This window comes from Rhodococcus sp. 14-2470-1a (genome assembly GCF_002259425.1).
Classification (GTDB): Bacteria; Actinomycetota; Actinomycetes; order Mycobacteriales; family Mycobacteriaceae; genus Rhodococcoides; species Rhodococcoides fascians_E.
Genome location: NZ_NPFZ01000033.1, coordinates 36,518 through 60,387, shown reverse-complemented (window position 1 = coordinate 60,387; position 23,870 = coordinate 36,518). Strand labels below are relative to the sequence as shown.

Here is a 23,870-nt window from a genome sequence, read left to right as displayed (position 1 = left end):
GCACACGGTAATCGGCCACAATGACCGTCGTGACGACCACTGCACCCGAAGGCACGGTTCTTGTTCTCGGCGGACGTAGCGAGATCGGACTCGAGCTCGCTACGCGTCTGGCGTCCGGCCGGACCGTCGTGCTTGCCGCACGCCGGAGCAACGACCTGACCGAACAGGTGGACGCGGTCGTGGCCGCAGGTGCGACCACCGTGGCGACGGTCGAGTTCGACGCCGACGATCTCGGGTCGCACGGCGCCGTGCTCCAGTCGGTCGTTGCCGAGCACGGGCCCCTGTCCACCGTCGTGTTGGCGTTCGGCATCCTCGGCGATCAAACACGTGCCGAGCAGGATGCTGCTCATGCAGCGGCGATTCTGCACACCGACTTCGTTGCACAGGCCGCCGTGTTGACCCGGATCGCCACTGTCCTGCGCGCTCAGGGCACCGGCCGGATCGTCGTGTTCTCCTCCGTCGCGGGAGTGCGTGTGCGCAAGGCGAACTACGTGTACGGATCGGCCAAAGCCGGTCTCGACGGATTCGCGACGGGCTTGTCCGACGCTCTTCGAGGGTCGGGTGTCAGCCTGCTGCTCGTTCGCCCCGGTTTCGTCGTCGGTTCGATGACGAAGGGTATGACTCCCGCCCCGTTCTCGAGCTCACCTGCACAGGTCGCCGACGCGGTGGCCGCGGCTCTGGGTGCCGGGAAGTCGAGGGTGTGGATTCCCGGCATCCTCGCGCCGATCTACTTCGCCGTCCGATTCGTTCCACAGTGGTTGTGGCGGAAGGCCCCTCGATGACCTCGCTGCAGGCGCAGCCCATTTCCGTCGTCGGAATCGGGGCCGACGGGTGGGCCGGACTCTCCGAGTCGGCACGGGTGATCGTCGCGGAGGCCGATGTCGTGTTCGGGTCGAGGCGCCAGCTCGACTCGACTCCGGTTCCGCCCGAGAAGGCGCGCCGGTGGCCGACTCCGCTCGTCCCGAGTCTGCGTACCTCGTTCGCGGAGTGGCACGGCCGAAGAATCTGCGTGCTCGCGAGCGGCGACCCGATGTTTTACGGAATCGGGGTGACGCTCGCCCGCGAATTCGGGGCCGCGAGATTGCATGTCGTTCCCGCTCCGTCCTCGGTGTCGCTCGCCTGCGCCAGGCTCGGTTGGGCGGTGCACGAGGTGGTCACCGTCAATCTCGTCAACACGGCGCCGAGCACTCTCGTCGCGGCATTGGCGCACCGTGCACGCATCGTCGTCCTGTCGCGCGATCAGGACACGCCGGCAGCCGTGGCCGAAAAGCTTTGTGAGGCCGGCTATCCTGCGTCGTCGATGACCGTACTCGAGCAACTGGGTGGGCCGTCCGAGCACTCGGTGGCGGGTGAGGCCGGTTCGTGGAACCACCCGGCCGGAGATCCACTGAATGTCGTCGCGATCGACTGCGTCGCCGACGACCGGTCGGGCCGGCTCACCCGAGTTCCGGGTCTGCCCGACGACGCCTACTCCGGCGACGGCCAGCTGACCAAAGCCGAGGTCCGAGCCTTGACCGTGAGTGCACTCGCGCCCGCGCCCGGTGAGCTGCTGTGGGACGTCGGGGGCGGCTCGGGTTCCATCTCCATCGAGTGGATGCGGACGCACCCGCGTTGTCGAGCAACGACTTTCGAATCCATTGACGCCAGACGAGCGCAGATCGACGCCAACGCGTCGGCGTTGGGAGTGCCGAGCCTTCGAGTACTCGGACGTGCACCTGCTGCGTTCGAAGAGGTACCCGACGACGTACCCGACGCCGTGTTCATCGGTGGCGGCCTGACCAGCGACGCCATGGTCGACGTCTGCTGGGAGCGACTTCGCGTGGGCGGGCGACTGGTTGCCAATGCGGTCACCGCCGAGTCGGAATCGCTGGTTCTTCACTATGTTTCGAAGTTCGGCGGTTCTCTGCGCAGATTCCAGATCTACCGGGCCGAGGCGCTGGGATCGTTCACCGGCTGGAGGCCCCACATGCCCGTCACGCAATGGACAGCCGTCAAACGGTGAAGATCCTTCTGCTGGGCGGAACTTCGGAGGCTCGTTCGCTCGCCGCCGAGGTCCACGGCGATCCGCGCCTCGACGTCGTCTCGTCCTTGGCGGGACGTGTGCACGAGCCACAGCTGCCGGTCGGTTCGGCTCGGGTCGGAGGTTTCGGAGGTCCGGCAGGATTGACGCAGTGGCTCGAACACGAATGCGTCGACGTCGTCGTGGACGCGACGCACCCGTTCGCGACGTCGATGTCGTCCAACGCGCGCGAGTCCTCGCGCGCCACCGGTACACCGCTCGTCCGGCTCGTGCGCCCTGCCTGGACGCCGTCGGCGGACGACCGGTGGATTCGTGTCGGATCGATCTCGGAGGCTGCCGAGGCAGTCGAACGCTTGTCCCGTCGGTCGTTTCTGACGATCGGACGACAGAACGTCGATGCGTTCGCGTGGATCGAGCGCACCTGGTTCCTCGTCCGGAGCATCGATCCGCCCATCGGCGCACTACCGCCGCATCACGAGGTGCTGCTCGCGCGCGGACCCTTCGCGGAGGCCGACGAAATCGAGTTGATGAGGGTGCATCGCATCGACACGATGGTCACGAAGAACAGCGGTGGAGCGATGACGGACGCAAAGTTGGCCGCAGCCCGTCGCCTGGGTGTCCCCGTCGTGATGATCGACCGACCTCGGGAAGCGGGGGCGGATTTCACTGCAGACTCCGTCGGAGCCGTCGTGGAGTGGCTTCGAGGCCACCACGTACGTCAGGGGTAACGACGAGAGGTGAACACCTGCCGGCCCGCGCCGGTCTCGACGACGTGCGTCTGCGAGGAGCCGATGATGAGCAGGCATCTCATGTCGACCTCGCTCGGGTCGAGGTCGCCCAGTTCGACGACGCGAACCGACTCTTCGTCGCTGCCTACCGCACGTCCGATGACGACGGGAGTCTGCGGGCTGCGGTGTTCCAACAGCAGGTCTCGCATCTTCTCGACCTGCCACGTCCTGGACTTCGACGCCGGGTTGTAGACGGCGATGACCATGTCGGCGGCGGCGGCAGCAGTGATCCTGTTCGCGACCACGTCCCACGGTTTGAGGCGGTCGGACAGCGAGATGACCGCATAGTCGTGTCCGAGCGGCGCGCCCACCCGGCTCGCGACTGCATTCGCCGCTGTCATGCCGGGGACCACCCGTACCGGAACATCGGCCCACTGCGGTTCGGCCGCTACTTCGATCACCGCCGACGCCATGGCGAACACCCCGGGGTCACCGGACGAGACGACCACCACGCGCTTGCCTCGCTTGGCGAGATCGAGCGCGAACGCGGCACGCTCGGACTCCACTTTGTTGTCACTCGCGTGCCGAATCTGACCGGGTCCGAGCCTTACTCGGTTCAAGTACGTGACGTATCCGACGAGGTCGGTGGCGCGGGCGAGTTCTCGACGCACCTCCTCGGTCGTCCAGCAGTCTGCGCCCGGACCGAGTCCGACCACGGTTACCTCACCGACTGCACCGACCTCGACCTTCCGGTCCGCGGGTGTGGGGAACACGGCGTTGTTGGCCGGGCTCGGCACGACGACCATCGAGAAGTAGGGAACTGCCGACGGGTCGACGTCCGCGGCGTTCGAGACGCGTTGGCCCTCCGTGCTCGCGCGTTCGACGTATCTCGCTTCGTCCAACCTGCCCGCGTCCGTTAGCGCCTGCACGACAGTGGGGAAGGTGCGGCCGAGCTTCATGATCGCTGCGGCGTCGGTGGCCGCCAACCGCCGCGTCAATTCGTCCACGGGCAAGGTTCCGGGTAGAACCGTGAACACCTCGTCACGTTCGACGAGGGGAGTCTTGAGCGCTGCAGATGCCGCACTGACCGACGTCACGCCGGGTATCACCTCGACGTCGAAACGGCCGACGAGTCGTTTGTGCATGTGCATGTAGGAGCTGTAGAACAGCGGATCGCCTTCGGCGAGCAACGCGACGTCGCGACCGGCAGCGAGGTGGGCTGCCAATCGAGCCGCGGCCTCCTCGTAGAACTCGTCGATCGCACCCTGATATCCGCCCGGATGATCGGTGGTCTCCGTCGTGACCGGATACACCAGGTGCTCCTCGATCTGACCGTCACGCATGTAGGGTGCCGCGACGCCTCGTGAAATGCTTCGGCCGTGACGCGCGCTGTGGAACGCGATCACGTCGGCCGCCTCGATGACGCGGGCGGCCTTGACGGTGACGAGTTCCGAGTCGCCCGGGCCGATTCCGACACCCCACAGCTTGCCTGCAGCGACGCTCATTCTTCCTCGCTCGCAATGGCATTGACCGCTGCAGCGGTGATCGCACTTCCTCCACGGCGGCCACGGACGACGAGATACTCCACACCCAGTCCGGATGCGATGAGGTCCTCTTTCGATTCGGCTGCGCCGATGAAACCGACCGGGCCTCCGACGATGGCGGCGGGCGCGGGGGCACCGGCGGCGAGCATCTCCATCAGATGGAACAGTGCGGTCGGGGCGTTGCCGATCGCGACGACGGCGCCGTCGAGTCGGTCTCCCCACAACTCCAGTGCCGCTGCGGTCCTGGTGGTCCCCAGCTTGTCCGCGAGGTCGCGAACCCGCGGGTCGGACAGCGTGCAGAGGACCTCGTTGTCCGCGGGCAACCTCCGACGGGTGACACCCGCGGCGACCATGTTGGCATCGCACAGAATCGGGGCGCCGGACTTCAACGCTGCGCGCGCATCGTGGACGACGTTCGGCGTGGCGCCGATGACCTCGGTCAGATCGACCTCGCCGCTCGCGTGGATCATCCGCACGACGACCTGCGCGATGTCCGCGGAGAACGCCGACAGATCCGCCTCGGCCCTGATGGTTGCAAAGGACTGTCGGTAGATCTCCGCGCCGTCGCGGATGTAGTCGTGCATGGCGTTCACGATAGGTCAGGCCGGTGAGCGGTCAGGACACCCGGTATCCGGTCGGTCCGGCGACGACGTTCAGTACATCTCCCTTCGGCGCCCCGCACCGACGGTCGCATCCGGACCAGTGCTGTCGGCGTCCGCGTAGGACCGTGCCTGCGCCGATCGCGTCGGTGAGATCTGCGCGTACGTCGGCGTTCGACTTCTCGCACCCGGGGGAGCCGGTGCAGGCACTGGCGTCGATCCAGGGTGAGTTCTCGTCGAAGATCAGACCCATGGGTGCGAGAACACGCACCACGGTGTCGGCCATGTCCTCGTCCAGATCGCACACCACCACGCTGCGCCACGGGGTGAGCACCAACGGTCTGTCGATCGCCGCCAGGAACTCGGCGAGCCGGCCGTCCAACGTACCGAGGGCGAGCGCTCCGCCGAGAGCTACCCGGCCGTCGTTCTGCGGTAGCCAGCCGACGGGGGGAGTCGACGACGTCCCCACCTCGAGCCGGGTCTCCGTGGTCGGAGTCGAGCCGAGAGCCGCAAGCACTCGTTCGGGTCCGTCGTCGAGCTCGCTCAGCCGCCATTCGGAGGTTCGCAGGTCCACGAACGCCTGAGCGGACGCCAGCAGTACGTCGACGACATCGCCTTCGGCGATGCGAACACCCGTGTCCCGGCCCGCGAGAACCAGCGCGTACCGGGCCCTCTCGTCCGCTGGATCGCCGGAAAAATGATGTTCGGGGGATACGGCCGCTGCCGCGAAATCCGGGCGCGCCGTGAGAACGTCGCCTCGGCCGTCGTCCAGCGCGAACAGTGTGCGGCCCGGAAGTTCGGCCAGTGCCGGCCGCGCACACAGGGCGGCGTCGAGTCGGCCGATCGAGTCGCGTACGTCTGCGATTCCCCCGACTCGACCGGTCAGTGGCGATGCGAGGATGTTGCGCACTCGTTCATGCGTCGGTGACGGCAACAGACCTGCGTCGGACAGCCGACGTGCAAGCTCGTCTCCGTCGGACACAGCGCGAAATTGAACATTGCCTCTCGACGTCAACTCCATCGAACCGTTGCCCAGCTCGGTCGCAGCGCCGGAGAGAACGAGCATCTGCGCCGGAGTGACCACTCCGCCCGGTAGACGCACGCGAGCCAGCGAGCCGTCGGCAGCCTGGTGCATGGACAGGGCGCCCGGGCACTTGTCCGGGACGGCTCGGGAATCGGTCGAACTCACTTCTTCAGGCTACAAGTGCATCTTGTTGGCGGCGCGGGAGCGTTCGCGCTGCTCGCGCATCTTCGCGTCGAACTCCGTACGCCACCGGGCACTGACGGTGAGCCCACGGGTTCTGGCTTCCTCGACGCTGAGCTCCACCGGAAACCCGTAGGTGTCGTAGAGGACGAACAGTTCGTCCCCGGTGATGGGTCCGTCGGCCATTCTGGCCAGCTCTCGCAGCCCCCGACGCAAAGTCTGCCGAAAGACCTTCTCCTCCTTGACGAGGACGGCGACGACTTCGTCGTGCAGCCGGTCCACCTCGGGATACGCACTGCGGTACAACCCGGCGATCGTCGGGACCACGTCCTGCACGAAGTTCTGCTCCACGCCGAGGTCGAACGCGAATCGAACGGCGCGCCGAATCAACCGGCGCATCACGTACCCCTGCTCCTTGTTGCCGGGTCGCACTCCGTCCACCGCGAGAAACACCGCACCGCGCAGGTGATCGGCCACCACCCGCATGGCCGCGGTGTGCGAGGCGTACGTCGCACCGGTCAGAGCTTCCAACTGTTCGACTATCGGCCACAGCAGCGAGCTGCGGAACACGTCGGGACTGTCGATCGCCGCGGCCGCGATGCGTTCGAGTCCGCCTCCGTAATCGACGTTGCGCCGCGGCGCGTGTCGAATCCGTCTGCGGTGCGCACGTACTGCATGAACACCGAGTTGCCGAGTTCGATGTAGCGCCCGCAATCGCAGTTCTGGTGGCAGAACTCGCCGTACGCCGTGTCGTGAGGAACGTCGGGATAGAGGTAGAACACCTCGGAATCCGGACCGCCGGGTTCCCCGACCGGCATCGCATCGGCCGAGCCCGCGCGGCACCACCAGTTCTTCGCGCCGTAGAACGCGATCCTGGCCCCGTTGCTACCGACTCGGCCGCCGTGTTCCTCGGTACCGAGATCGACACGGTCCGCGTCGATGCCCGCTGCGGCGAACATCGACGCCCACACATCGGCGCTCTCGGTGTCCTTCGGTATCGAATGCCGCTCGTCGCCGGCAAAACACGACACGAAGATTCGGGTGGGATCGAGACCGACGACACCGGTGAGGAACTCCCAGAACCACGGAATCTGCTGATCCTTGAAGTAGTCGCCCAGACTCCAGTCGCCGAGCATCTCGAAGAACGTCGTGTGCCGGTTGTCGCCGACCTCCTCGATGTCCTGCACGCGAACGCACGGCTGACTGTCGGTCAGACGCGTCCCCTCGGGGTGTTGGGCACCCAGTAGATAGGGGAGTAGCTGCTGCATACCGCTGCCGTTGAACAGGGTCGTCGGATCGCCCACGGGCACCAGTGACGCTCGTTCGATCGGCCGATGGCCACGGTCGGCGAAGAACTGCAGGTACGCGCTGCGTATGTCCCGAGCATCCATCCGTCGATGCTACGAGCGAACGGGTGGACACGGCAGCGGATTCACTTGGGTAGCATTCCCCACCAGAAGGCTTCGGCCGAGAGGAAATCCGGTGCAAGTCCGGTGCGGTCGCGCCACTGTCACAGCCAGACCCTCTCCGAAGCTGCCACGTAGAACGACCAGGGGCGCGAAAACCCCAGGAGGGTGTTACCCGTGATCTTGCTGCTGTCCACCTCGGATACCGATCTGCTGTCCGCGCGCGCCAGCGGTGCCGACTATCGGTGGGGCAACCCCTCGCGGCTCCTCGCCGCCGACGTCCCGTCCCTGGCCGACGGCGCCGAACTGATCGTGCTCCGCATCCTCGGATCGAAGAGATCGTGGGAAGAAGGCGTGGACGCAGTCCTCGCGACCGGACTCCCCGTCGTCGTTCTCGGCGGAGAACAAGCACCCGACGCCGAACTCATGGAACTGTCCACCGTTCCCGGCAACGTCGCCGCGCAGGCCCACAACTACCTCGCCGAAGGCGGGCCTGACAACCTCGCCCAGCTCTTCGCATTCCTCTCCGACACCGTGCTGCTGACCGGACACGGATTCGCGGCGCCGATGCACACCCCCACCTGGGGCACCCTCGACCGGCAATCCACCCACGACACAAATTCAGGTCCTGTCTCTACTGGTCACTCCGCAGGCTCCGCTCCTGTCGTTGCGGTTCTGTACTACCGCGCCCAGCATCTCGCCGGGAACACGGCGTACATCGAAGCTCTGAGCGCTGCCGTCGAAGCCAAGGGTGCCCGCGCGCTTCCCATCTTCTGCGCGTCGTTGCGCACCGCCGAACCCGCGCTGCTCGACACTCTCAAGTGCGCCGACGCGATGATCGTGACCGTGTTGGCGGCCGGCGGCACCAAACCCGCAGGTGCGTCGGCAGGCGGAGACGACGAGGCGTGGGACGTCGCCGAACTCGCCGCCCTCGACGTTCCCATTCTGCAAGGACTGTGTCTGACGAGCAGTCGCGCGACGTGGGAGGAGAACGACGACGGCCTTTCGCCGCTCGACGTCGCCACCCAGGTGGCCGTTCCCGAGTTCGACGGCCGACTCATCACGGTTCCGTTCTCGTTCAAGGAGATCGACGACGACGGACTCACCACGTACGTTCCCGATCACGAACGAGCGGCGCGCGTCGCGGGTATCGCCGTACGTCACGCACGGCTTCGGCACATCCCGGCGGCGGACCGGCGGATCGCGCTGATGTTCTCGGCGTACCCGACCAAGCACGCCCGGATCGGCAATGCCGTCGGCCTCGACACTCCGGCCAGTGCGATCGCCTTGATGTCCGAGATGCGCACCGCAGGTTACGATCTGGGTCCACTGGACGGTCCCGACGCCATTCCGGGTCTCGCAGCGCGTGACGGTGACGCTCTGATCCACGCGCTGATCGCGCGCGGCGGTCAGGATCCGGACTGGCTCACCTCCGAGCAGCTCGAGGGCAACCCCATCCGTATCTCGGCCGCGCAGTACCGGAACTGGTTCGAGGAACTACCCGAGGATCTCACGTCGGCAGTCGAGGAACATTGGGGTCCCGCTCCGGGCGATATGTACGTGGACCGGTCGGTCGATCCCGAAGGCGAGATCGTCATCGCCGCAATGCAGTTCGGCAACGTCGTCATCATGGTTCAGCCGCCGCGTGGATTCGGCGAGAAGCCGGTCGCGATCTACCACGACCCGGATCTGCCTCCGAGCCACCACTATCTGGCGGCGTATCGCTGGATTCAGGCGTCCGCGCAGAACGGCGGTTTCGGAGCCGACGCGATGGTGCACCTCGGCAAGCACGGCAACCTCGAATGGCTGCCGGGCAAGACTCTCGGCATGTCCGCCTCGTGTGGAACCGACGCAGCTCTCGGTGACCTGCCGCTCATCTATCCGTTCCTCGTCAACGATCCGGGCGAGGGCACCCAGGCGAAGCGGCGCGCACACGCGACTCTCGTCGACCATCTGATTCCTCCGATGGCGCGCGCGGAGAGCTACGGCGACATCTCACGTCTCGAGCAACTGCTCGACGAGCACGCGAACATCTCGGCGCTCGATCCAGCGAAGCTGCCTGCTATCCGCCAGCAGATCTGGACGCTCATGACGGCTGCTCAGATGCACCACGATCTGGGGCTCGAGGAACGGCCCGACGAAGAAGTGTTCGACGACATGCTTCTGCACGTCGATGGTTGGCTGTGCGAGATCAAGGACGTACAGATCCGTGACGGTCTCCACGTGCTCGGTTCCGAACCCGTCGGCGACGCCGAGGTCGAGCTCGTTCTGGCGATGCTCCGGGCTCGTCAGATGTGGGGCGGCGAGCAGTCGGTTCCCGGCTTGCGCGAGGCTCTCGGGCTCAGTGAGGACGGCGACGAGGAGCGCGTCCGAGTCGACGAGGTCGAGTCGATCGCTCACGGTCTGGTTTCGGCGATGCAGCTCACGCAGTGGGATCCGTCCCGAGCCGAGGAAGTCGCCGGGGACCACGGCCCCACCGTTGCCGAGATTCTGAAGTTCGCCGCGGCCGAGGTGGTCCCGCGTCTGCGCGGTACCTCGCGCGAGATCGAGCAGGTTCTGCACGCCCTCGACGGTGGATTCATCCCTGCGGGCCCCAGCGGTTCGCCGTTGCGCGGCTTGATCAACGTGCTCCCCACCGGGCGCAACTTCTATTCGGTCGACCCCAAGGCCGTGCCGTCGAAGCTGGCCTGGGAAACCGGGCAGGCGATGGCGGAGTCGCTGCTGGCTCGGTACCGGAAGGATCACGGCGAGTGGCCGAAATCGGTCGGGTTGTCGGTGTGGGGCACGTCGGCGATGCGCACGTCGGGAGACGATGTGGCCGAGGTCTTCGCGCTCCTCGGTGTGTCGCCGGTGTGGGACGAAGCGTCGCGGCGTGTCACCACGCTTGCGGTCATCGACCTCGAAGAACTCGGTAGGCCGCGCATCGACGTGACCGTTCGCATCAGTGGGTTCTTCCGTGACGCCTTCCCACACGTTCTGGCGTTGCTCGACGACGCGGTTCGTCTGGTAGCTGCGTTGGACGAGCCGGCGGAGCAGAACTACGTGCGTGCGCACGCGCAGGCGGACCTCGCCGAGCACGGTGACGAACGTCGTTCCACTACGCGCATTTTCGGTTCGAAGCCGGGCACCTACGGTGCGGGTCTGCTTCAGCTGATCGACAGCAAGACGTGGCGGAGCGACGAGGATCTGGCCCAGGTCTACACGACCTGGGGTGGGTTCGCGTACGGACGCGGACTCGACGGCGTTCCTGCGTCGGACGACATGCGCACGGCGTACAAGCGAATTGCCGTGGCTGCCAAGAACACCGACACGCGTGAGCACGACATCGCCGATTCCGACGACTACTTCCAGTACCACGGCGGCATGGTCGCCACCGTCCGCGCTCTGACGGGGAAGTCGCCCGAGGCATACATCGGCGACAGCACGCGACCGGAGTCGGTGCGGACCCGCACGTTGTCGGAGGAGACCGCACGCGTGTTCCGTGCACGCGTCGTCAACCCGCGGTGGCTGGAGGCGATGCGTCGGCACGGATACAAGGGCGCATTCGAAATGGCGGCGACCGTCGATTATCTGTTCGGGTACGACGCCACCACCGACGTCGTCGCGGACTGGATGTACGAGAAGCTGGCCGAGACGTACGTGTTGGACGAGCAGAATCAGAAGTTCATGCAGCAGTCCAACCCGTGGGCGCTGCACGGCATCGCCGAAAGGCTGCTCGAGGCCGTCGAACGCAAGATGTGGGCGGAACCGGACCAGCACATCCTCGATGGGTTGCGCCAGGTCTACCTGGAAACGGAAGGCGACCTCGAGGGCGAATAGCCGTATCCTGGTCGGCATGGCCACGTTCCAGGAGATCGCCGACGGCAAGTACGTTTCGCTCACCACGTTCAAGAAGGACGGCACGCCCGTCGCGACGCCGCTGTGGGGGGCGCGCGACGGCGACCGGCTGCTGGTGTGGACGACGACGGACTCGTGGAAGGTCAAGCGGATCAAGCGAAACGCGAAGGTGACGGTTGCGCCGTGCACTGCGCGTGGCAAGGTCGAAGGCGCGGCGGTGGACGGCGTCGCCGAGATCCTCGATGCGGCAGGTACCGAGCAGGCACGTGCGGCGATCGCGTCGAAGTACGGCATCCTCGGATGGCTGACGGTGAAGGGCAGTTCACTGCGTCGTGGCAAATCGGGGACGGTCGGCATTTCCGTCGTCCCATCATGATCGGGTGAGATCCGGCGGTCACGGCGCGTAGTCGCTTCGAATGTGGCGGTGATTGCCCGCGCCGGGCGCCATACTGGCGCTCATGTCGGACTTCGGTGACGCAGACCTGGTACTTTTCGGCCGCATTCTGACGGTCGATCCATCCTTTCCCACCGCCGAAGCCGTCGGTGTGAGAGGCGGCCGAATCGTGGCCGTCGGCTCTCGGGCCGAAACAGAACCTCTCGTCGGTCCCGCCACCCGGGTGATCGACGTCGGCGACGGATGCGTGCTGCCGGGGCTCGTCGAGGCCCACGGTCATCCGCTCATGGAAGCGTTGGTGCTCTCGGATCGGATGGTCGACATCCGCCCGGTGACGATGACCGATCCGACGCAAATCCTGGACGCGATACGGAGCGAAGTCGCCCGACGCGGTGACGACGGAGCGTTCCTCAGCGGCTGGGATGCACTGTTGCAGAACGGACTTCCCGATCCGACACTGGACTGGCTGGACTCGATCGCGCCGGCAACACCCCTGGTCGTTCTGCACAATTCCGGGCATCTCGCGTTCTTCAATTCGGCAGCAGCACGGAGCCTGGGTCTGGATCGAGACACCCCCGACCCCAAAGGCGCGGCGTACGGCCGAGACGTCGACGGCGAGCTGGACGGGACCGCGCGGGAAACCGGAGCGGTGTTTCCGCTCGTCGCGGGTGCGATGACCGCAGGGGGTTATCCGGCCATGCTTGCCGCTGAATGTGCACGGCTGAACCGTGCCGGCCTGACGACGTGTTCCGAGATGGCGTACGACCCGAAATTCGGGCCGCTGGTGGCCGGGTTCGAGGAGTCCGGAGCGTTGACCGTCCGGCTCCGGACCTACGAGATGTCGAGTCCGGCGATGACGGCGAGCACCGATCCCGGGGCTGGGGACGACATGATCAGGCACACCGGAATCAAGATCTGGGTGGACGGCTCGCCGTGGATCGGCAACATAGATCTGTCGTTCCCGTACCTGGACACCGACGCGACCCGCAGCATCGGCGTCGAACCCGGGTCCTGCGGACACGCCAACTACACCCACGAACAACTGACCGAGATCGTCGACGCCTACTTCCCGCGCGGCTGGCCGATCGCGTGTCACGTGATGGGAGACAACGGGATCGACACGATTCTCGATGTCTACGACAGTGTGCTTCGCCGTCATCCTCGTTCCGATCACCGGCTTCGGCTCGAACACGTCGGCGCGATCCGGCAGGATCAGTTGAGGCGTGCTGTGGCTCTCGGTGTCACGTGCAGTCTGTTCGTCGATCAGATCCACTACTGGGGAGACGTCCTGGTGGACGGACTGTTCGGTCCCGAGCACGGTAGCCGTTGGATGCCTGCCGGGTCTGCCGTCGCAGCAGGCATGAGGATTTCGCTGCACAACGACCCGCCGGTCACACCCGAGGAACCGCTGCGCAACATCGCCGTGGCGGTGACCAGAACGACGCCCAGCGGATCGGTGTCCGCCCCGGAAGAGTGCCTGACGGTCGATCAGGCCATCCGCGCGCAGACCATCGATGCCGCCTGGCAGTTGTTCTCCGACGACGTCATCGGATCGATCGAGGTCGGCAAGTACGCGGACTTCGTCGTTCTGTCCGCCGACCCCCGTGACGTCCCACCGGAGACCATCGCGGACCTGGACGTTCTCGCGACCTATCTGGGCGGAGTTCAGGTGTACGACGGGTCCGCGTGACGCGGTGTCACCTGATCCCGTTCGGTCTGATTCCGATATGCGCAAGTGGGTACTTGTACAACGGCGGCCTGCGGACGACAGGCAGGGCGGTGTCGGATAGAGGACGAACAACGGGTGGCAGAGACCACCAGAGCGGAGAAGCACCGTGCCGATTGCAGCTACGGATTTCCATCATGTCCGGCTCACGGTCAGCGACATCGACGTGTCGCGAAAGTTCTACGACGACGTGTTCGGTTTCGATGTGGCGTTCGAGTACGACCCGAATGCCGATGAGGAGACCAAGAAATCCCTGTGGTTTCTGTTCGGTGGAGTCATCTATCAGTTCCCCGGCGGATTGTTCGGTCTCCGTCCGGTCGCACCGGACGACGACAACTTCGACGCGGACCGTGCGGGGCTCGATCACCTGAGTTTCGGCGTGGACAGTCGGCAGGCGCTGCAGGATGCGGTGGACACTCTCGACCGATTGGGTATCGCGCACGAGGGAATCAAGAGCGGAGGCCCCGGCCTCGCGATCCTCGAGTTCCGCGACCCCGACAACATCGCACTCGAGGTGTCGGGACCGGCCGAGTAGGTGTCGACGACTACTGGGCCGCGCTGACCGAAGACATGTGAAAGTCCGGAATGCGCAACGGCGGCATCGCTGTTCGCGTGAACCAGTCCTTCCATTCCCGAGGTAGTGTCGGCGAACTGATGCCCGCTTGGCTTGCTCGTCGGAGCAGGTCGAGCGGGCTTTCGTTGAAACGGAAGTTGTTCGTCGATCCGACTACCTCGCCGTCCTCGACCAGGTAGACGCCGTCTCGTGTCAAGCCGGTCAGCAGCAGCGTCGCGGGATCGACCTCGCGGATGTACCACATCGTGGTCAGAAGCAGACCACGTTCGGTCCCGGCGATCATGTCCTCGATGGACGTGTCGCCACCGGTGAGGATCAGGTTGTCCCCAGGCACGGTCACGGGAGTCGCGTACTCCTCGGCTGCGAAGCGGGGATAGGAGAGGGCATTGATCACGCCGTCGGCGATCCAGTCGACGCGTGAGGTCGGCAGCCCGTTGTCGAACAGTGACACCGAGTCGTTGGACGATCCCGTCGCCAGAAACGGCGAGTACTCGAGGCCGGGTGCCGCGGGATCGGAGAACAGTGTCAGGTCGAGAGTGCCGAGTTTCTCTCCGATGCGAGTTCCACCGGCGCGCGACAATGCGGTGCGTCCTTCCTGGGCGCCCCGACCCTCCATCGTCCACATGAGATAGATCATCAAATCGGCGACTGCCGACGGAGGCAGTATCGTCTCGTACCGTCCTGCCGGGAGGTCGACGCGTGTGTCGGCCCAGTCCAGGCGCGTGGAGAGATCGGCCAGCAGTGAGTCCACCGCGACGTCGTCGAACCGCGTGGTCCCGGTGCCGACCCACGCGCTGGCGTCACCGCGTTTGCCGTTGATCTCCACCGATCCTGTCGGTTGGGTGTATCGCTTGCGGATCCCGGTCGAACTTCCCAGCCACACCGTCTCCACCTGGTGGTGTGCGAATCCGTAGAGCTGGTCGGTGCCGTCGAACCCCGACGACAGGCCACCGGTGAGCGAACCGAACACGTCGATGTTCGTTCGCTGCGACGGTGCCTCCCAGCCGTCCGGCACGCTGGTGCCCGTCAGAAGCGGCATCGCATCCTCGGCGACACCGGCCGCGCGCGCTGCTCGTTCCGCTGCGGCGACGACGCCCGCGATGTCCGCGGGGTCCACCGACGTGGAGGACACGGTCGCGGCGCGTGCCCCTGCGTCGGTGCGGACGATCGACATCACCGTCCAGCGTCGAAGCGTCGAGATGCCGTTGGTGGTCATCGAGTTGCCGGCCCAGCGCAGCGAGGCCTCGCTGGAATCGGTGACGATCACGATCGTCTCGTCGACCGTCGCCGCGGACAGTGCACGTTCGATCACCTCGTGTCCGGCGATCACTGGCCTGCCTCCGATCGAGTGTTGAGCACGTTGACGCCGCGGAACAGTGCAGCCGGGCATCCGTGGCTGACCGCCGCGACCTGCCCGGGTTGTGCCTTGCCGCAGTTGAACGCACCACCGAGCCGCCTCGTGGACTTGCCGCCGACGAGGTCCATCGAACCCCAGAAATCGGTTGTCGTCGCCTGATACGCGACGTCGCGAACCTGGCCGTCGAGCCGGCCGTTCCTGATCCTGAAGAAGCGTTGGCCGGTGAACTGGAAGTTGTACCGCTGCATGTCGATGGACCAGGACTTGTCGCCGACGATGTAGATGCCGTCCTCGACTTCGGCCACGAGATCGTCGACGGTACGGTCGGTGTCGGGGTCCGGTCGAAGCGACACGTTGGCCATGCGCTGGATCGGTACGTGGTGGGGTGAGTCGGCGTACGAGCAGCCGTTGGAACGAGGCAGGCCGAGTCGAGGGGCGAACACGCGATCGAGCTGGTAGCCGACCAGTACGCCGTCCTTGACCAGGTCCCACTGCTGCGCGGCGACGCCGTCGTCGTCGTATCCGATGCTCGCGAGTCCGTGCTGTTCGGTGCGGTCCGCAGTCACGTGCATGTGGGCACTGCCGTATTTCAGCGTCCCCAACTTGTCCGGCGTGGCGAACGACGTGCCCGCGTAGGCCGCCTCGTACCCGATGGCACGATCGTATTCGGTTGCGTGGCCGATCGATTCGTGGATGGTGAGCCACAGGTTGGTCGGATCGACTACCAGATCCAGAGTGCCGGGGGTGACCGTCGGAGACTTCACTTTCTCCGACAGCCAGTATGGAATCCGCTCCAGTTCGTCGGACCAGTCCCAGGTGCTGCCGGGTCCCAGATATTCCCATCCGCGACTGGTGGGAGGTGCCAACGTGCGCATCGTCTCGAACGCGCCTGCCTCGTGGTCGACGGTGGTGGCCTCGAACTGTGGGTGCAGGCGAACCCGCTGCTGGGTGATCGAGCTGCCGGCGAGGTCGGCGTAGAACGTCTGTTCCTTGACCTGCAGGACGGACGCAGTGACGTGGTCGATGCCCTCGGCGGTGTGAAGGGAATCCGAGTACGCGGCGAGGAGCTCGACCTTCTCCGTCGTCGGAACCGAGAACGGATCGACGGTGTAGGGGGACACCCACGTCGCGTCGCGGTACACGGGTTCGTCGGCCAGTTCGACGGATTCGCGGTTGAGCGATCGCAGTGCCCGTGCGACTGCAACGGCGGACTGCGCTGCCTTCGACGCCGACGCTTCCGACAGTTCCGATTCGGACGCGAACCCCCATGTGCCGTCGACGACGACACGGACCGCGAGACCGATCTCCGAACTGTCCACCGCCGACTGGACGACGCTGTCGCGCATGTTCAGCGACTGGGTGACCAATCGGTGGACTCGGAAGTCCGCGTGGGATGCCCCGGCTCGCTTCGCCGCATCCAGTGCGGCGCCGGCCAGTGCTTTCAGAGGGAGATCGAGAAAATCCGCATCGACGGTGCGTGTGTGCGTGTGCGGAGGCAGGGTCACAGGGATGGAGATTAGCCGAACTGTTGCCATCCCAGGCGGACAACCATGCCGATCACGACCACCAACAGCACGATTCGGACGAACCCCGATCCCCTCGACAGTGCGGTCCTCGACCCGAGCAGCGCGCCGATCACATTGCACACGGCCATCGCAGCACCCAATTGCCACAGCACGTGGCCAGTGATCGCGAAGAAGGCCAAAGCGCCTACGTTGGAACCGAGGTTCAGCACTTTCGCCATCGCCGCACTGCGGACGAACTCGGTACCGAGCAGGGTGGCGAACGCGATGATGAAGAACGTGCCGGTGCCCGGTCCGAGGATTCCGTCGTAGAAGCCGAATGCACCCGCCGCCAGGAAGACCACCACGAGAAACTTGCGTCGACTCGGTGGATTGTGGGCTGCCACAGTGCCGATCGTCGGCCGCGCCGTCACCAGGATGGCGACTCCCACGAGGACGACCATGATGATCGGAATGAACAGGTCGCGGTCGATGAGAGAGACTGCGGCCGCACCGCATGCCGACGTGACGGCTGCGGCAAGGCCTGCAGGCGCCATCACTCGCCATTCGATCTTTATCTTGCGAGCGAAGGTGACGACGGCTGCGCACGTTCCGAACACCGCGGTCATCTTGTTCGTCGCCAAAGCGGCTTGTGCGGACAATCCAGGGGCCACGACGAGCAGTGCCGGAAGCAGGATGAGGCCGCCGCCTCCGACGACGGCATCGACCCACCCGGCGCTGAACGCGGCAACCATGAGCAATCCCCAGTCGGCAGCCGTCATACGGCAAACTCAATCACATGCGCAGATTCAGCCTGTGGCTCAGGGGCAAGCCCTTCGTCGCGGATTCTCTCCTGGCCTGCGCGTTGTTCCTGACCGACGCCATAGTGTTCATCGGCTCGGCCACGGATGTGCTGTGGCCGTTGTTCGTACTGGTCGCCGTGGCTGTGTCGGCTCCGGTCGCGTGGCGCAGGCGACACCCGCGAACAGTGTCCGGAGCGGTACTGATCGTGTCCATCCTGAGTGTTCTCACCGGACATGCGCTGGGGGACACTACCAGTCTGCATCCGTCGCTGCTCGCGCTTCCGATCATGCTGTACACGCTGGTGGCGTACGTCGGTCGGCGCGAGGGTGCGATCTACCTCGTGGCCGTGGCCGTCGACGGGATGGTGTCGTTGGTCTTCCTCGATCAGGATCTGTTCACGTCGATTCTGTTCACGGTGCTGATGTACGCGCTGGCCTGGCTGGCGGCGGAGTTCCTCGGCGCACGTCGTGCCTACGACGAGGCGGTCGAGGCACGGCTCGCCGTCGCGGAGTACGACCGTGATCGGCGGGCGGAGGATGCGGTGGCGATGGAGCGCACCCGCATCGCACGAGAGCTGCACGACGTGATCGCCCACGGAGTGAGCGTGATGGTCGTCCAGGCGGACGGTGCGTCCTACGCGATCCGGAAGGATCCCGAACGTGCCGAGCAGGCTGTGGCGAACATTTCCGCAACGGGACGCGCGGCTCTCGCCGAACTACGGCGCACGGTTGCGCTTCTGCGCACCAACCCGCACGCGGACGACATGCCGATGTACGGCACCGCCGGCCTCGCGAAGGTGGTGGACATGATGTCGAGGGCCGGATTGAACGTGGAGCTGGAGCAGACCGGCAATCTCGACGACATCAGTCCGGCGATCAGCCTGGGTGTCCACCGGCTGGTCCAGGAATCGCTGACGAACGTGCTTCGGCACGGTGGACACGCCCCGAAAGCGTCGGTGTCGGTGATCCGTCGCGACGAGGACGTGCTCGTCGAGATTCTCAACAGCGGTGTCGGTGCCCCGCCCATCGCCGTCGAAGGGACGGGAAACGGCTTGCTGGGTATGCGGGAGCGGGTCGCAGTTCTGCAGGGAACGTTGGACGCGGGCAGGATGTCGGACGGTCGGTGGCGAGTACGAGCAGAGCTACCGCTCGAGTGAAGATAAGTTGTGCAGGTGCCGATCTCCGTTCTCATCGTCGACGACCAGGAACTCATGCGTATGGGACTGACGATGGTGCTCGACGCGCAGGAGGACATCGACGTCGTCGGTGAGGCCGCCGACGGCAAAGCGGCGTTGGAGGCGGTGGCCGACCTGCAGCCCGACGTCGTTCTGATGGACGTACGGATGCCCGGCATCGACGGCGTGGAGGCGACCGAGCAGATCACGTCCTCGGCGTCGCACTCGCGGGTGCTGGTGATGACGACCTTCGATCTGGACGAGCATGTGCTTGGCGCGATCCGCGCCGGTGCGAGCGGGTTCCTCCTCAAGGACACTCCACCGGACGATCTGGTGTCCGCGATCCGCAGCATCGCCGGGGGAGATGCCGTCGTCTCGCCCAAGGTCACCAAGCGATTGCTGACGAGAATGGTCGCGGACGAGGCCACCCCGTTGCGTGATCCAGCGATGCTCGACGCTTTGACCGATCGCGAACGCGAAGTCCTCGAGCTGCTGGCGACGGGATTGTCGAACGCCGAGATCGCGCAACGGCTCGGTTTGTCCGAGGCGACGGTCAAAACCCACGTCGGTCGCATGTTCACGAAGCTCGGTCTACGTGACCGAGTGCAGGCTGTGGTGCTCGCCTACGAGACCGGACTCGTTCGTCCTGGGTCGTAGGGCGCCTCGGTTCCTGATAAAAAACGAAGACCTCTCGGGGGTCGGGAGTATTCCAGACCACTTCGTTCGTTGTCGCTACAGGCAACGAAAGGAACGACGGTGTTTGCTCTCTTTCTTCTTTACGTGATCGTCGAGGTAGCTGCCCTGGTCGCAGTGGGAAGCGCCATCGGTGTGCTGTGGACCGTGCTGCTGTTGCTGGCGGGGTCGGCTGTCGGCTTGATCCTGGTCCGCTCTCAGGGACGCCGGGTGATGGACGGCTTGCGCGCCGCCGGACGTGGTGAGCGTGCGCCCGGTGTCGCAGTCGCGGACGGTGTGCTGTTCGCCATAGGCGCGGTGGCGATGTTCGTGCCCGGCTTGGTGACGTCGCTCTTCGGCATCATGCTCCTGCTGCCGTTCACGAGGTGGGCGTTGCGTCCGTTGGTCCTGCTCGCCGCAGCGCGGTGGATGCCCACTGTCGCCGCGACCACGGCGCGGATGCGGCCGACGGTCATCGACGGCGAGGTCGTCCCGGATTCGACGGGCCCGCGGCTGTCCGGGGCGATCATCGAAGCTCAGCCTCAGGATTTCCAGAAGCCCACTCGCTGAGGGCAGACTGGTCTGTCGTGAGTACCCAACTGCTCCTCGGTGGACGGATCTACAGCCCGACGGCACCCGACGCAACGGCGATGGCCGTCACCGACGGTGTCGTGACATGGACCGGCGAGGATCGCACGGGCAGAGCCCTGCATCCGGGCGCCGAGGAAATCGATCTCGCAGGCGCATTCGTCGCGCCTGCGTTCGTCGATTCGCACGTGCACACGACGGCACTCGGGTTGTCCGTCGTCGGACTGGATCTGACGGGAGCTGCGACTCGGGCCGACTGCCTGGACCGAATCCGGCGGCACGTCGAGCAGACATCCGACGATGTGGTGTGGGGACAAGGTTGGGACGATTCGACGTGGGGCGATGGCGGGGCGCTGACCACTGCCGATCTGGACGCGATTGCGCCCGGCCGAAACGTGTACCTGTCACGGATCGACGCACATTCGGCCGCCTGCTCGACGCCCCTTCGGACTGCCAGCGGAATCACGAGCTCCCAGTTGGGGTTCGACCCGCAGGAGCCGGTCACGGCCGACGCCCATCACGCGGTCCGGTCCACTGCTCGGGCATTGATCGGCCCGCGGCTGCGCACGCGGGCCCGGCTCGCGGCACTGGATCTGTTTGCAGCCCAGGGTATTTGCGCGGTTCACGAGTGCGCGGGCCCGGACATCTCGGGCTCCACCGACTTCGCCGAGTTGTCGGCGACGCAGCACGGTGTCGAGGTCCGCGGCTATTGGGGCGAACTGGCCACCAGCGCTGAGCACGCCCGCGAGCTGCTCTCGTCGACGGGTGCGGCCGCGCTGGGCGGGGACCTGTTCGTCGATGGATCCATCGGCTCCCACACGGCGTGGCTGACCGAGCCGTACGCCGACCATGACGGCACCGGCATCGCCTTCCAGGACGTCGAGTCCATCGCCGCTCATCTGTCCGCGTGTACCGAAGCCGGCATCCAGGCGGGATTTCATGCAATCGGGGACGGTGCCGTCGGCGCTGTCACCGCGGCGCTGCTCCGGACCGCCGAGGTGTTCGGCGGTCCGGCGGTAGCTGCGCTCGGGCACCGGATAGAGCACCTGGAGATGGTGTCGGACGCGCAGGCGGACGTTCTTGCGTCTCTCGGGGTGATCGCCAGCATGCAACCGGCCTTCGACGGGTTGTGGGGTGGTGACGACGCCCTCTACGCATCCAGACTCGGCGTGGAGCGGGCGCGGGAGCTGAACCCGTTCGCCTCGCTCGCATCGAGAGGTGTGTCCCTTGCATTCGGATCGGACGCCCCGGTGACGACGGTCGATCCATGGGGCGTTCTGCGATACGCAGTCGGACACCGCACTCCAGGAAGCGCGGTGTCACCTCGGGCGGCGTTCTCGGCTGCCACCAGAGGTGCGTGGCGAGCGGGCGGTGTGCGCGACGGTCTGGCAGGTACGTTGCTTCCCGGTGCCCCCGCGAGCTACGCAGTCTGGGATGCCGACGAGCTGGTCGTGCGCGCACCCGCCGATTCGGTTGCACGGTGGTCTACCGATCCGAGGGCCGGAGTACCCCCGCTGCCCGCCCTCGATCCGCAGTCTCCGAGCCCTCGTTGCCTGCGCACGGTGCACCGCGGACGAGTGATCCATGAAGCGTGATCCGCGCGCGTTCCTGCGCGTCGGTGGTTCCACCGTCCTCGCTGCTGTCGCCGGTCTCTTGCTGTTCGCGAGCTTCCCGCCTCGGCACCTGTGGTTCCTCGCCCCGGTCGGTGTCGCGATCCTCGTCGGGGTCGTGTCGGGTATCGGGTCTTCGAACCGCCCGTCGAAGAAAGCAGGCTTCGGGTACGGATTCGTGGCGGGCCTCGGCTTCTTCGTCCCGCTGCTTCCCTGGATCGGCGTGTACGTCGGGCCGTTGCCCTGGTTGGCCCTGGCGGCCGCCGAGTCCGTGTTCATCGGTGTCTTCGGCGTCCTTGCAGCCGTCCTCGGGAGGTCTCGGTGGTGGCCACTGTCGATTGCCCTGGCATGGAGTCTCGTCGAGTGGGCGCGGTCGTCGTTTCCGTTCGGGGGCTTTCCGTGGGGCAGACTCGCATTCGGCCAGCCGGACGGGTTTCTACTGCCGTTGGCGAGTGTCGGAGGAGCGCCGCTGCTGAGTTTCGGTGTGGCGTTGACAGGATGCGGAATCGCAGCGCTCGTGGCGTGCATCCTCGGGCCACGTTCGCGTGGCCGATGGGCAACAGCCACCGCTACCACCGTGGTCGCGTCCGTTGCCGCGCTCGCACTGTTGCCGACCCTCGCGCCCGCGCAGGCGTCCGGGGACGAACCATCCATCACCGTGGCGGCCGTGCAGGGGAGTGTTCCTCGGTTGGGCCTCGACTTCAACGCGCAACGACGTGCGGTGTTGGACAACCACGTCCGCGAGACGCTGCGCCTGGCCGACGACGTGGCGGCGGGCCGAGTGGCCGAACCGGACATCGTCGTGTGGCCGGAAAATGCGTCGGACATAGACCCGTTGCGAAACGCGGACGCGGCGGCACTGATCACCGAGGCGTCGGAGGCCGTCGGTGCTCCGATTCTGGTCGGTTCCGTTCTGGTCAACGACGACAGGACCACCACCAATTCGGTGATCGCCTGGAACGGTGCCGACGGTCCGGGTGAACGACACGACAAGAAGATCATTCAACCCTTCGGTGAGTACTTGCCCTACCGAAGTTTTTTCCGGTTGTTCTCCGAGTATGCCGATCGTGCCGGGTATTTCATGCCAGGCACGGGTAACGGTGTCGTCCACGCCGCGGGCGTGGCAGTCGGAATCGCAACCTGTTACGAGGTGGCGTTCGACCGAGCGTTGACCGAGTCCGTTCGATCGGGTGCCCAGTTCATCGCGATCCCCACGAACAACGCGACCTTCGGGGACACCGAGATGACGTACCAGCAGTTGGCCATGTCCCGTGTTCGCGCGGTCGAGCACGGCCGCGACGTCGTTGTCGCCGCAACGAGCGGAATCAGCGCGACGGTGTCGCCGCGGGGCGATGTCGAGCAGGCGAGCGATCTGTTCGTGCCGGAGGTTCTCGTTCAACGTGTCGCTCTTCGGACCGATACGACGATTGCCACCGCAGTGGGTCCGTGGCCGGAGTATCTGCTGTGTGTGCTGGCCGGGGCGTTCGTGATCGGCACCGCAGTGATCGGCAGAAGAACAAACTTGAAGTCCGAAAAAGCGCAGGAAAAGGGTTTCGAATCCGATATTCGAGCGTGAGCGGTTCTCGGGAATGTCGAGCTGTCATTCGGACGGAGGATTCCTGGTCGGCCTGTTCGAGAGCGCGATTCGTGTAACGAATCGTGACGTAGGCTCGATTCTTCAATAGTGATCCGCTACAAAACCGGCGGGTTCTTATTGTATGTTTGTAGACTGCTGTGGTCCCTGGATCGCAACTGATCGTTGGCGCGCAATTTCCCGCAATTGCGCGGTCGGTGACGTGTACGTACGGGAGGGGTCGTCGATGATGTGTGCGCTGCTCGGTTATCGAATTCAACCAATTTCTCCGAATGAATCCCCAAGTCCATCGAATGTATCGAAAACCGGCATCGAGCCTTTTTCGGCATTCTTTTCGAACCCAATCCCGACCGCAGCGCGCAACGAACCAACTGTGAACGGTCGGGTAGGCGGATAGCCGTACCGATAGACCTGTACTCGACCAGGGCCCAGTTGCTGAACCACGCTCGGAACGGAAATGACTGTTGACTGCACGTACCTCGGCAACTGTCCCTGACAATTCTTCGCTGCGTTCGTCGTCTCTTTCGACGTCGACTC

At 65.6% G+C, this 23,870-nt stretch carries 18 protein-coding genes, 1 pseudogene and 1 riboswitch; of the genes and pseudogenes, 12 read left to right on the top strand and 7 right to left on the bottom strand.

Features of this window, described 5'->3' with window-relative positions; genetic code table 11:
• Positions 1-20: 20 nt before the first annotated feature.
• The 3 genes from CH292_RS22435 to CH292_RS22425 are packed head-to-tail and all read left to right on the top strand — an operon-like array spanning position 21 to position 2,748.
• Positions 21-782, top strand: a complete 762-nt coding sequence (locus CH292_RS22435) for an SDR family NAD(P)-dependent oxidoreductase (RefSeq protein ID WP_094655789.1) — start codon at positions 21-23, stop codon at positions 780-782.
• On the top strand, positions 779-2,002 hold the full coding sequence (gene cbiE / locus CH292_RS22430; protein ID WP_179278044.1) for a precorrin-6y C5,15-methyltransferase (decarboxylating) subunit CbiE: 1,224 nt from the start codon (positions 779-781) through the stop codon (positions 2,000-2,002). Before CH292_RS22435 ends, cbiE begins: the two co-directional genes overlap by 4 nt.
• Positions 1,981-2,748 carry a cobalt-precorrin-6A reductase gene (locus CH292_RS22425; RefSeq protein WP_094628192.1) on the top strand — a complete coding sequence of 256 codons (768 nt, stop codon included), beginning with the start codon at positions 1,981-1,983 and terminating at the stop codon, positions 2,746-2,748. The genes cbiE and CH292_RS22425 overlap by 22 nt, the downstream gene beginning before the upstream one ends.
• On the opposite strand, the gene cobJ is transcribed toward CH292_RS22425, so the two are convergent.
• The 4 genes and pseudogenes from cobJ to CH292_RS22405 all read right to left on the bottom strand — a co-directional run bounded on the left by cobJ (position 2,739) and on the right by CH292_RS22405 (position 7,486).
• Positions 2,739-4,253, bottom strand: a complete 1,515-nt coding sequence (gene cobJ / locus CH292_RS22420; protein WP_094655787.1) for a precorrin-3B C(17)-methyltransferase — start codon at positions 4,251-4,253, stop codon at positions 2,739-2,741. The genes CH292_RS22425 and cobJ overlap by 10 nt on opposite strands.
• On the bottom strand, positions 4,250-4,876 hold the full coding sequence (locus CH292_RS22415; protein ID WP_033189753.1) for a precorrin-8X methylmutase: 627 nt from the start codon (positions 4,874-4,876) through the stop codon (positions 4,250-4,252). The genes cobJ and CH292_RS22415 overlap by 4 nt, the downstream gene beginning before the upstream one ends.
• A 31-nt stretch (positions 4,877-4,907) precedes the next feature.
• Positions 4,908-6,080 (bottom strand): precorrin-3B synthase, encoded by a 1,173-nt coding sequence (gene cobG / locus CH292_RS22410; RefSeq protein WP_256978454.1) that lies wholly within the window; start codon positions 6,078-6,080, stop codon positions 4,908-4,910.
• A 9-nt stretch (positions 6,081-6,089) separates the two neighbouring features.
• Positions 6,090-7,486, bottom strand: a pseudogene (locus tag CH292_RS22405) (alanine--tRNA ligase-related protein).
• Between the two features lie 69 nt (positions 7,487-7,555).
• Positions 7,556-7,677: riboswitch (adenosylcobalamin-variant (AdoCbl-variant) riboswitch) on the top strand.
• 1 nt (position 7,678) lies between these two features.
• Between CH292_RS22405 and cobN the strand changes: the two are divergent.
• From cobN to CH292_RS22385, 4 genes are all read left to right on the top strand, one after another.
• Positions 7,679-11,320, top strand: a complete 3,642-nt coding sequence (cobN, locus tag CH292_RS22400) for a cobaltochelatase subunit CobN (RefSeq protein WP_094655786.1) — start codon at positions 7,679-7,681, stop codon at positions 11,318-11,320.
• Between the two features lie 16 nt (positions 11,321-11,336).
• Positions 11,337-11,714: a PPOX class F420-dependent oxidoreductase gene (locus CH292_RS22395; protein ID WP_020110055.1), complete on the top strand. Its 378-nt coding sequence runs from the start codon at positions 11,337-11,339 to the stop codon at positions 11,712-11,714.
• 82 nt (positions 11,715-11,796) lie between these two features.
• Complete coding sequence (locus CH292_RS22390; RefSeq protein ID WP_094655875.1) at positions 11,797-13,422, top strand: amidohydrolase; 1,626 nt, start codon at positions 11,797-11,799, stop codon at positions 13,420-13,422.
• Positions 13,423-13,567: 145 nt separating this feature from the next.
• The gene (locus CH292_RS22385; protein WP_019666244.1) at positions 13,568-13,993 is read left to right on the top strand and encodes a VOC family protein; all 426 of its coding nucleotides are present in this window, start codon (positions 13,568-13,570) and stop codon (positions 13,991-13,993) included.
• A 10-nt stretch (positions 13,994-14,003) separates the two neighbouring features.
• Here CH292_RS22385 and CH292_RS22380 read toward each other — a convergent pair whose 3' ends face one another.
• From CH292_RS22380 to CH292_RS22370, 3 genes are read right to left on the bottom strand one after another with little or no spacing between them, the layout of a single operon-like run.
• Positions 14,004-15,362, bottom strand: coding sequence for a metallopeptidase TldD-related protein (locus CH292_RS22380; RefSeq protein WP_094655785.1), 1,359 nt, complete (start codon positions 15,360-15,362; stop codon positions 14,004-14,006).
• Positions 15,359-16,924, bottom strand: a complete 1,566-nt coding sequence (locus CH292_RS22375; protein ID WP_179278043.1) for a TldD/PmbA family protein — start codon at positions 16,922-16,924, stop codon at positions 15,359-15,361. The genes CH292_RS22380 and CH292_RS22375 overlap by 4 nt, the downstream gene beginning before the upstream one ends.
• Positions 16,906-17,673: a TSUP family transporter gene (locus CH292_RS22370; RefSeq protein ID WP_020110051.1), complete on the bottom strand. Its 768-nt coding sequence runs from the start codon at positions 17,671-17,673 to the stop codon at positions 16,906-16,908. The genes CH292_RS22375 and CH292_RS22370 overlap by 19 nt, the downstream gene beginning before the upstream one ends.
• 17 nt (positions 17,674-17,690) lie before the next feature.
• Here CH292_RS22370 and CH292_RS22365 point away from each other — a divergent pair, with 17 nt between their 5' ends.
• The 5 genes from CH292_RS22365 (at position 17,691) to lnt (ending at position 23,315) form a co-directional block, all read left to right on the top strand.
• Positions 17,691-18,851 carry a sensor histidine kinase gene (locus CH292_RS22365; RefSeq protein WP_094628199.1) on the top strand — a complete coding sequence of 387 codons (1,161 nt, stop codon included), beginning with the start codon at positions 17,691-17,693 and terminating at the stop codon, positions 18,849-18,851.
• Positions 18,852-18,866: 15 nt separating this feature from the next.
• On the top strand, positions 18,867-19,526 hold the full coding sequence (locus CH292_RS22360) for a response regulator transcription factor (protein ID WP_027498505.1): 660 nt from the start codon (positions 18,867-18,869) through the stop codon (positions 19,524-19,526).
• Positions 19,527-19,625: 99 nt separating this feature from the next.
• Positions 19,626-20,111, top strand: a complete 486-nt coding sequence (locus CH292_RS22355; protein WP_179278042.1) for an FxsA family protein — start codon at positions 19,626-19,628, stop codon at positions 20,109-20,111.
• Between the two features lie 17 nt (positions 20,112-20,128).
• Positions 20,129-21,724 carry an amidohydrolase gene (locus CH292_RS22350; protein ID WP_094655782.1) on the top strand — a complete coding sequence of 532 codons (1,596 nt, stop codon included), beginning with the start codon at positions 20,129-20,131 and terminating at the stop codon, positions 21,722-21,724.
• Entirely contained in the window at positions 21,714-23,315 is a 1,602-nt protein-coding gene (gene lnt / locus CH292_RS22345; RefSeq protein ID WP_094655781.1) for an apolipoprotein N-acyltransferase, read from the top strand. Before CH292_RS22350 ends, lnt begins: the two co-directional genes overlap by 11 nt.
• Positions 23,316-23,870: the final 555 nt, after the last annotated feature.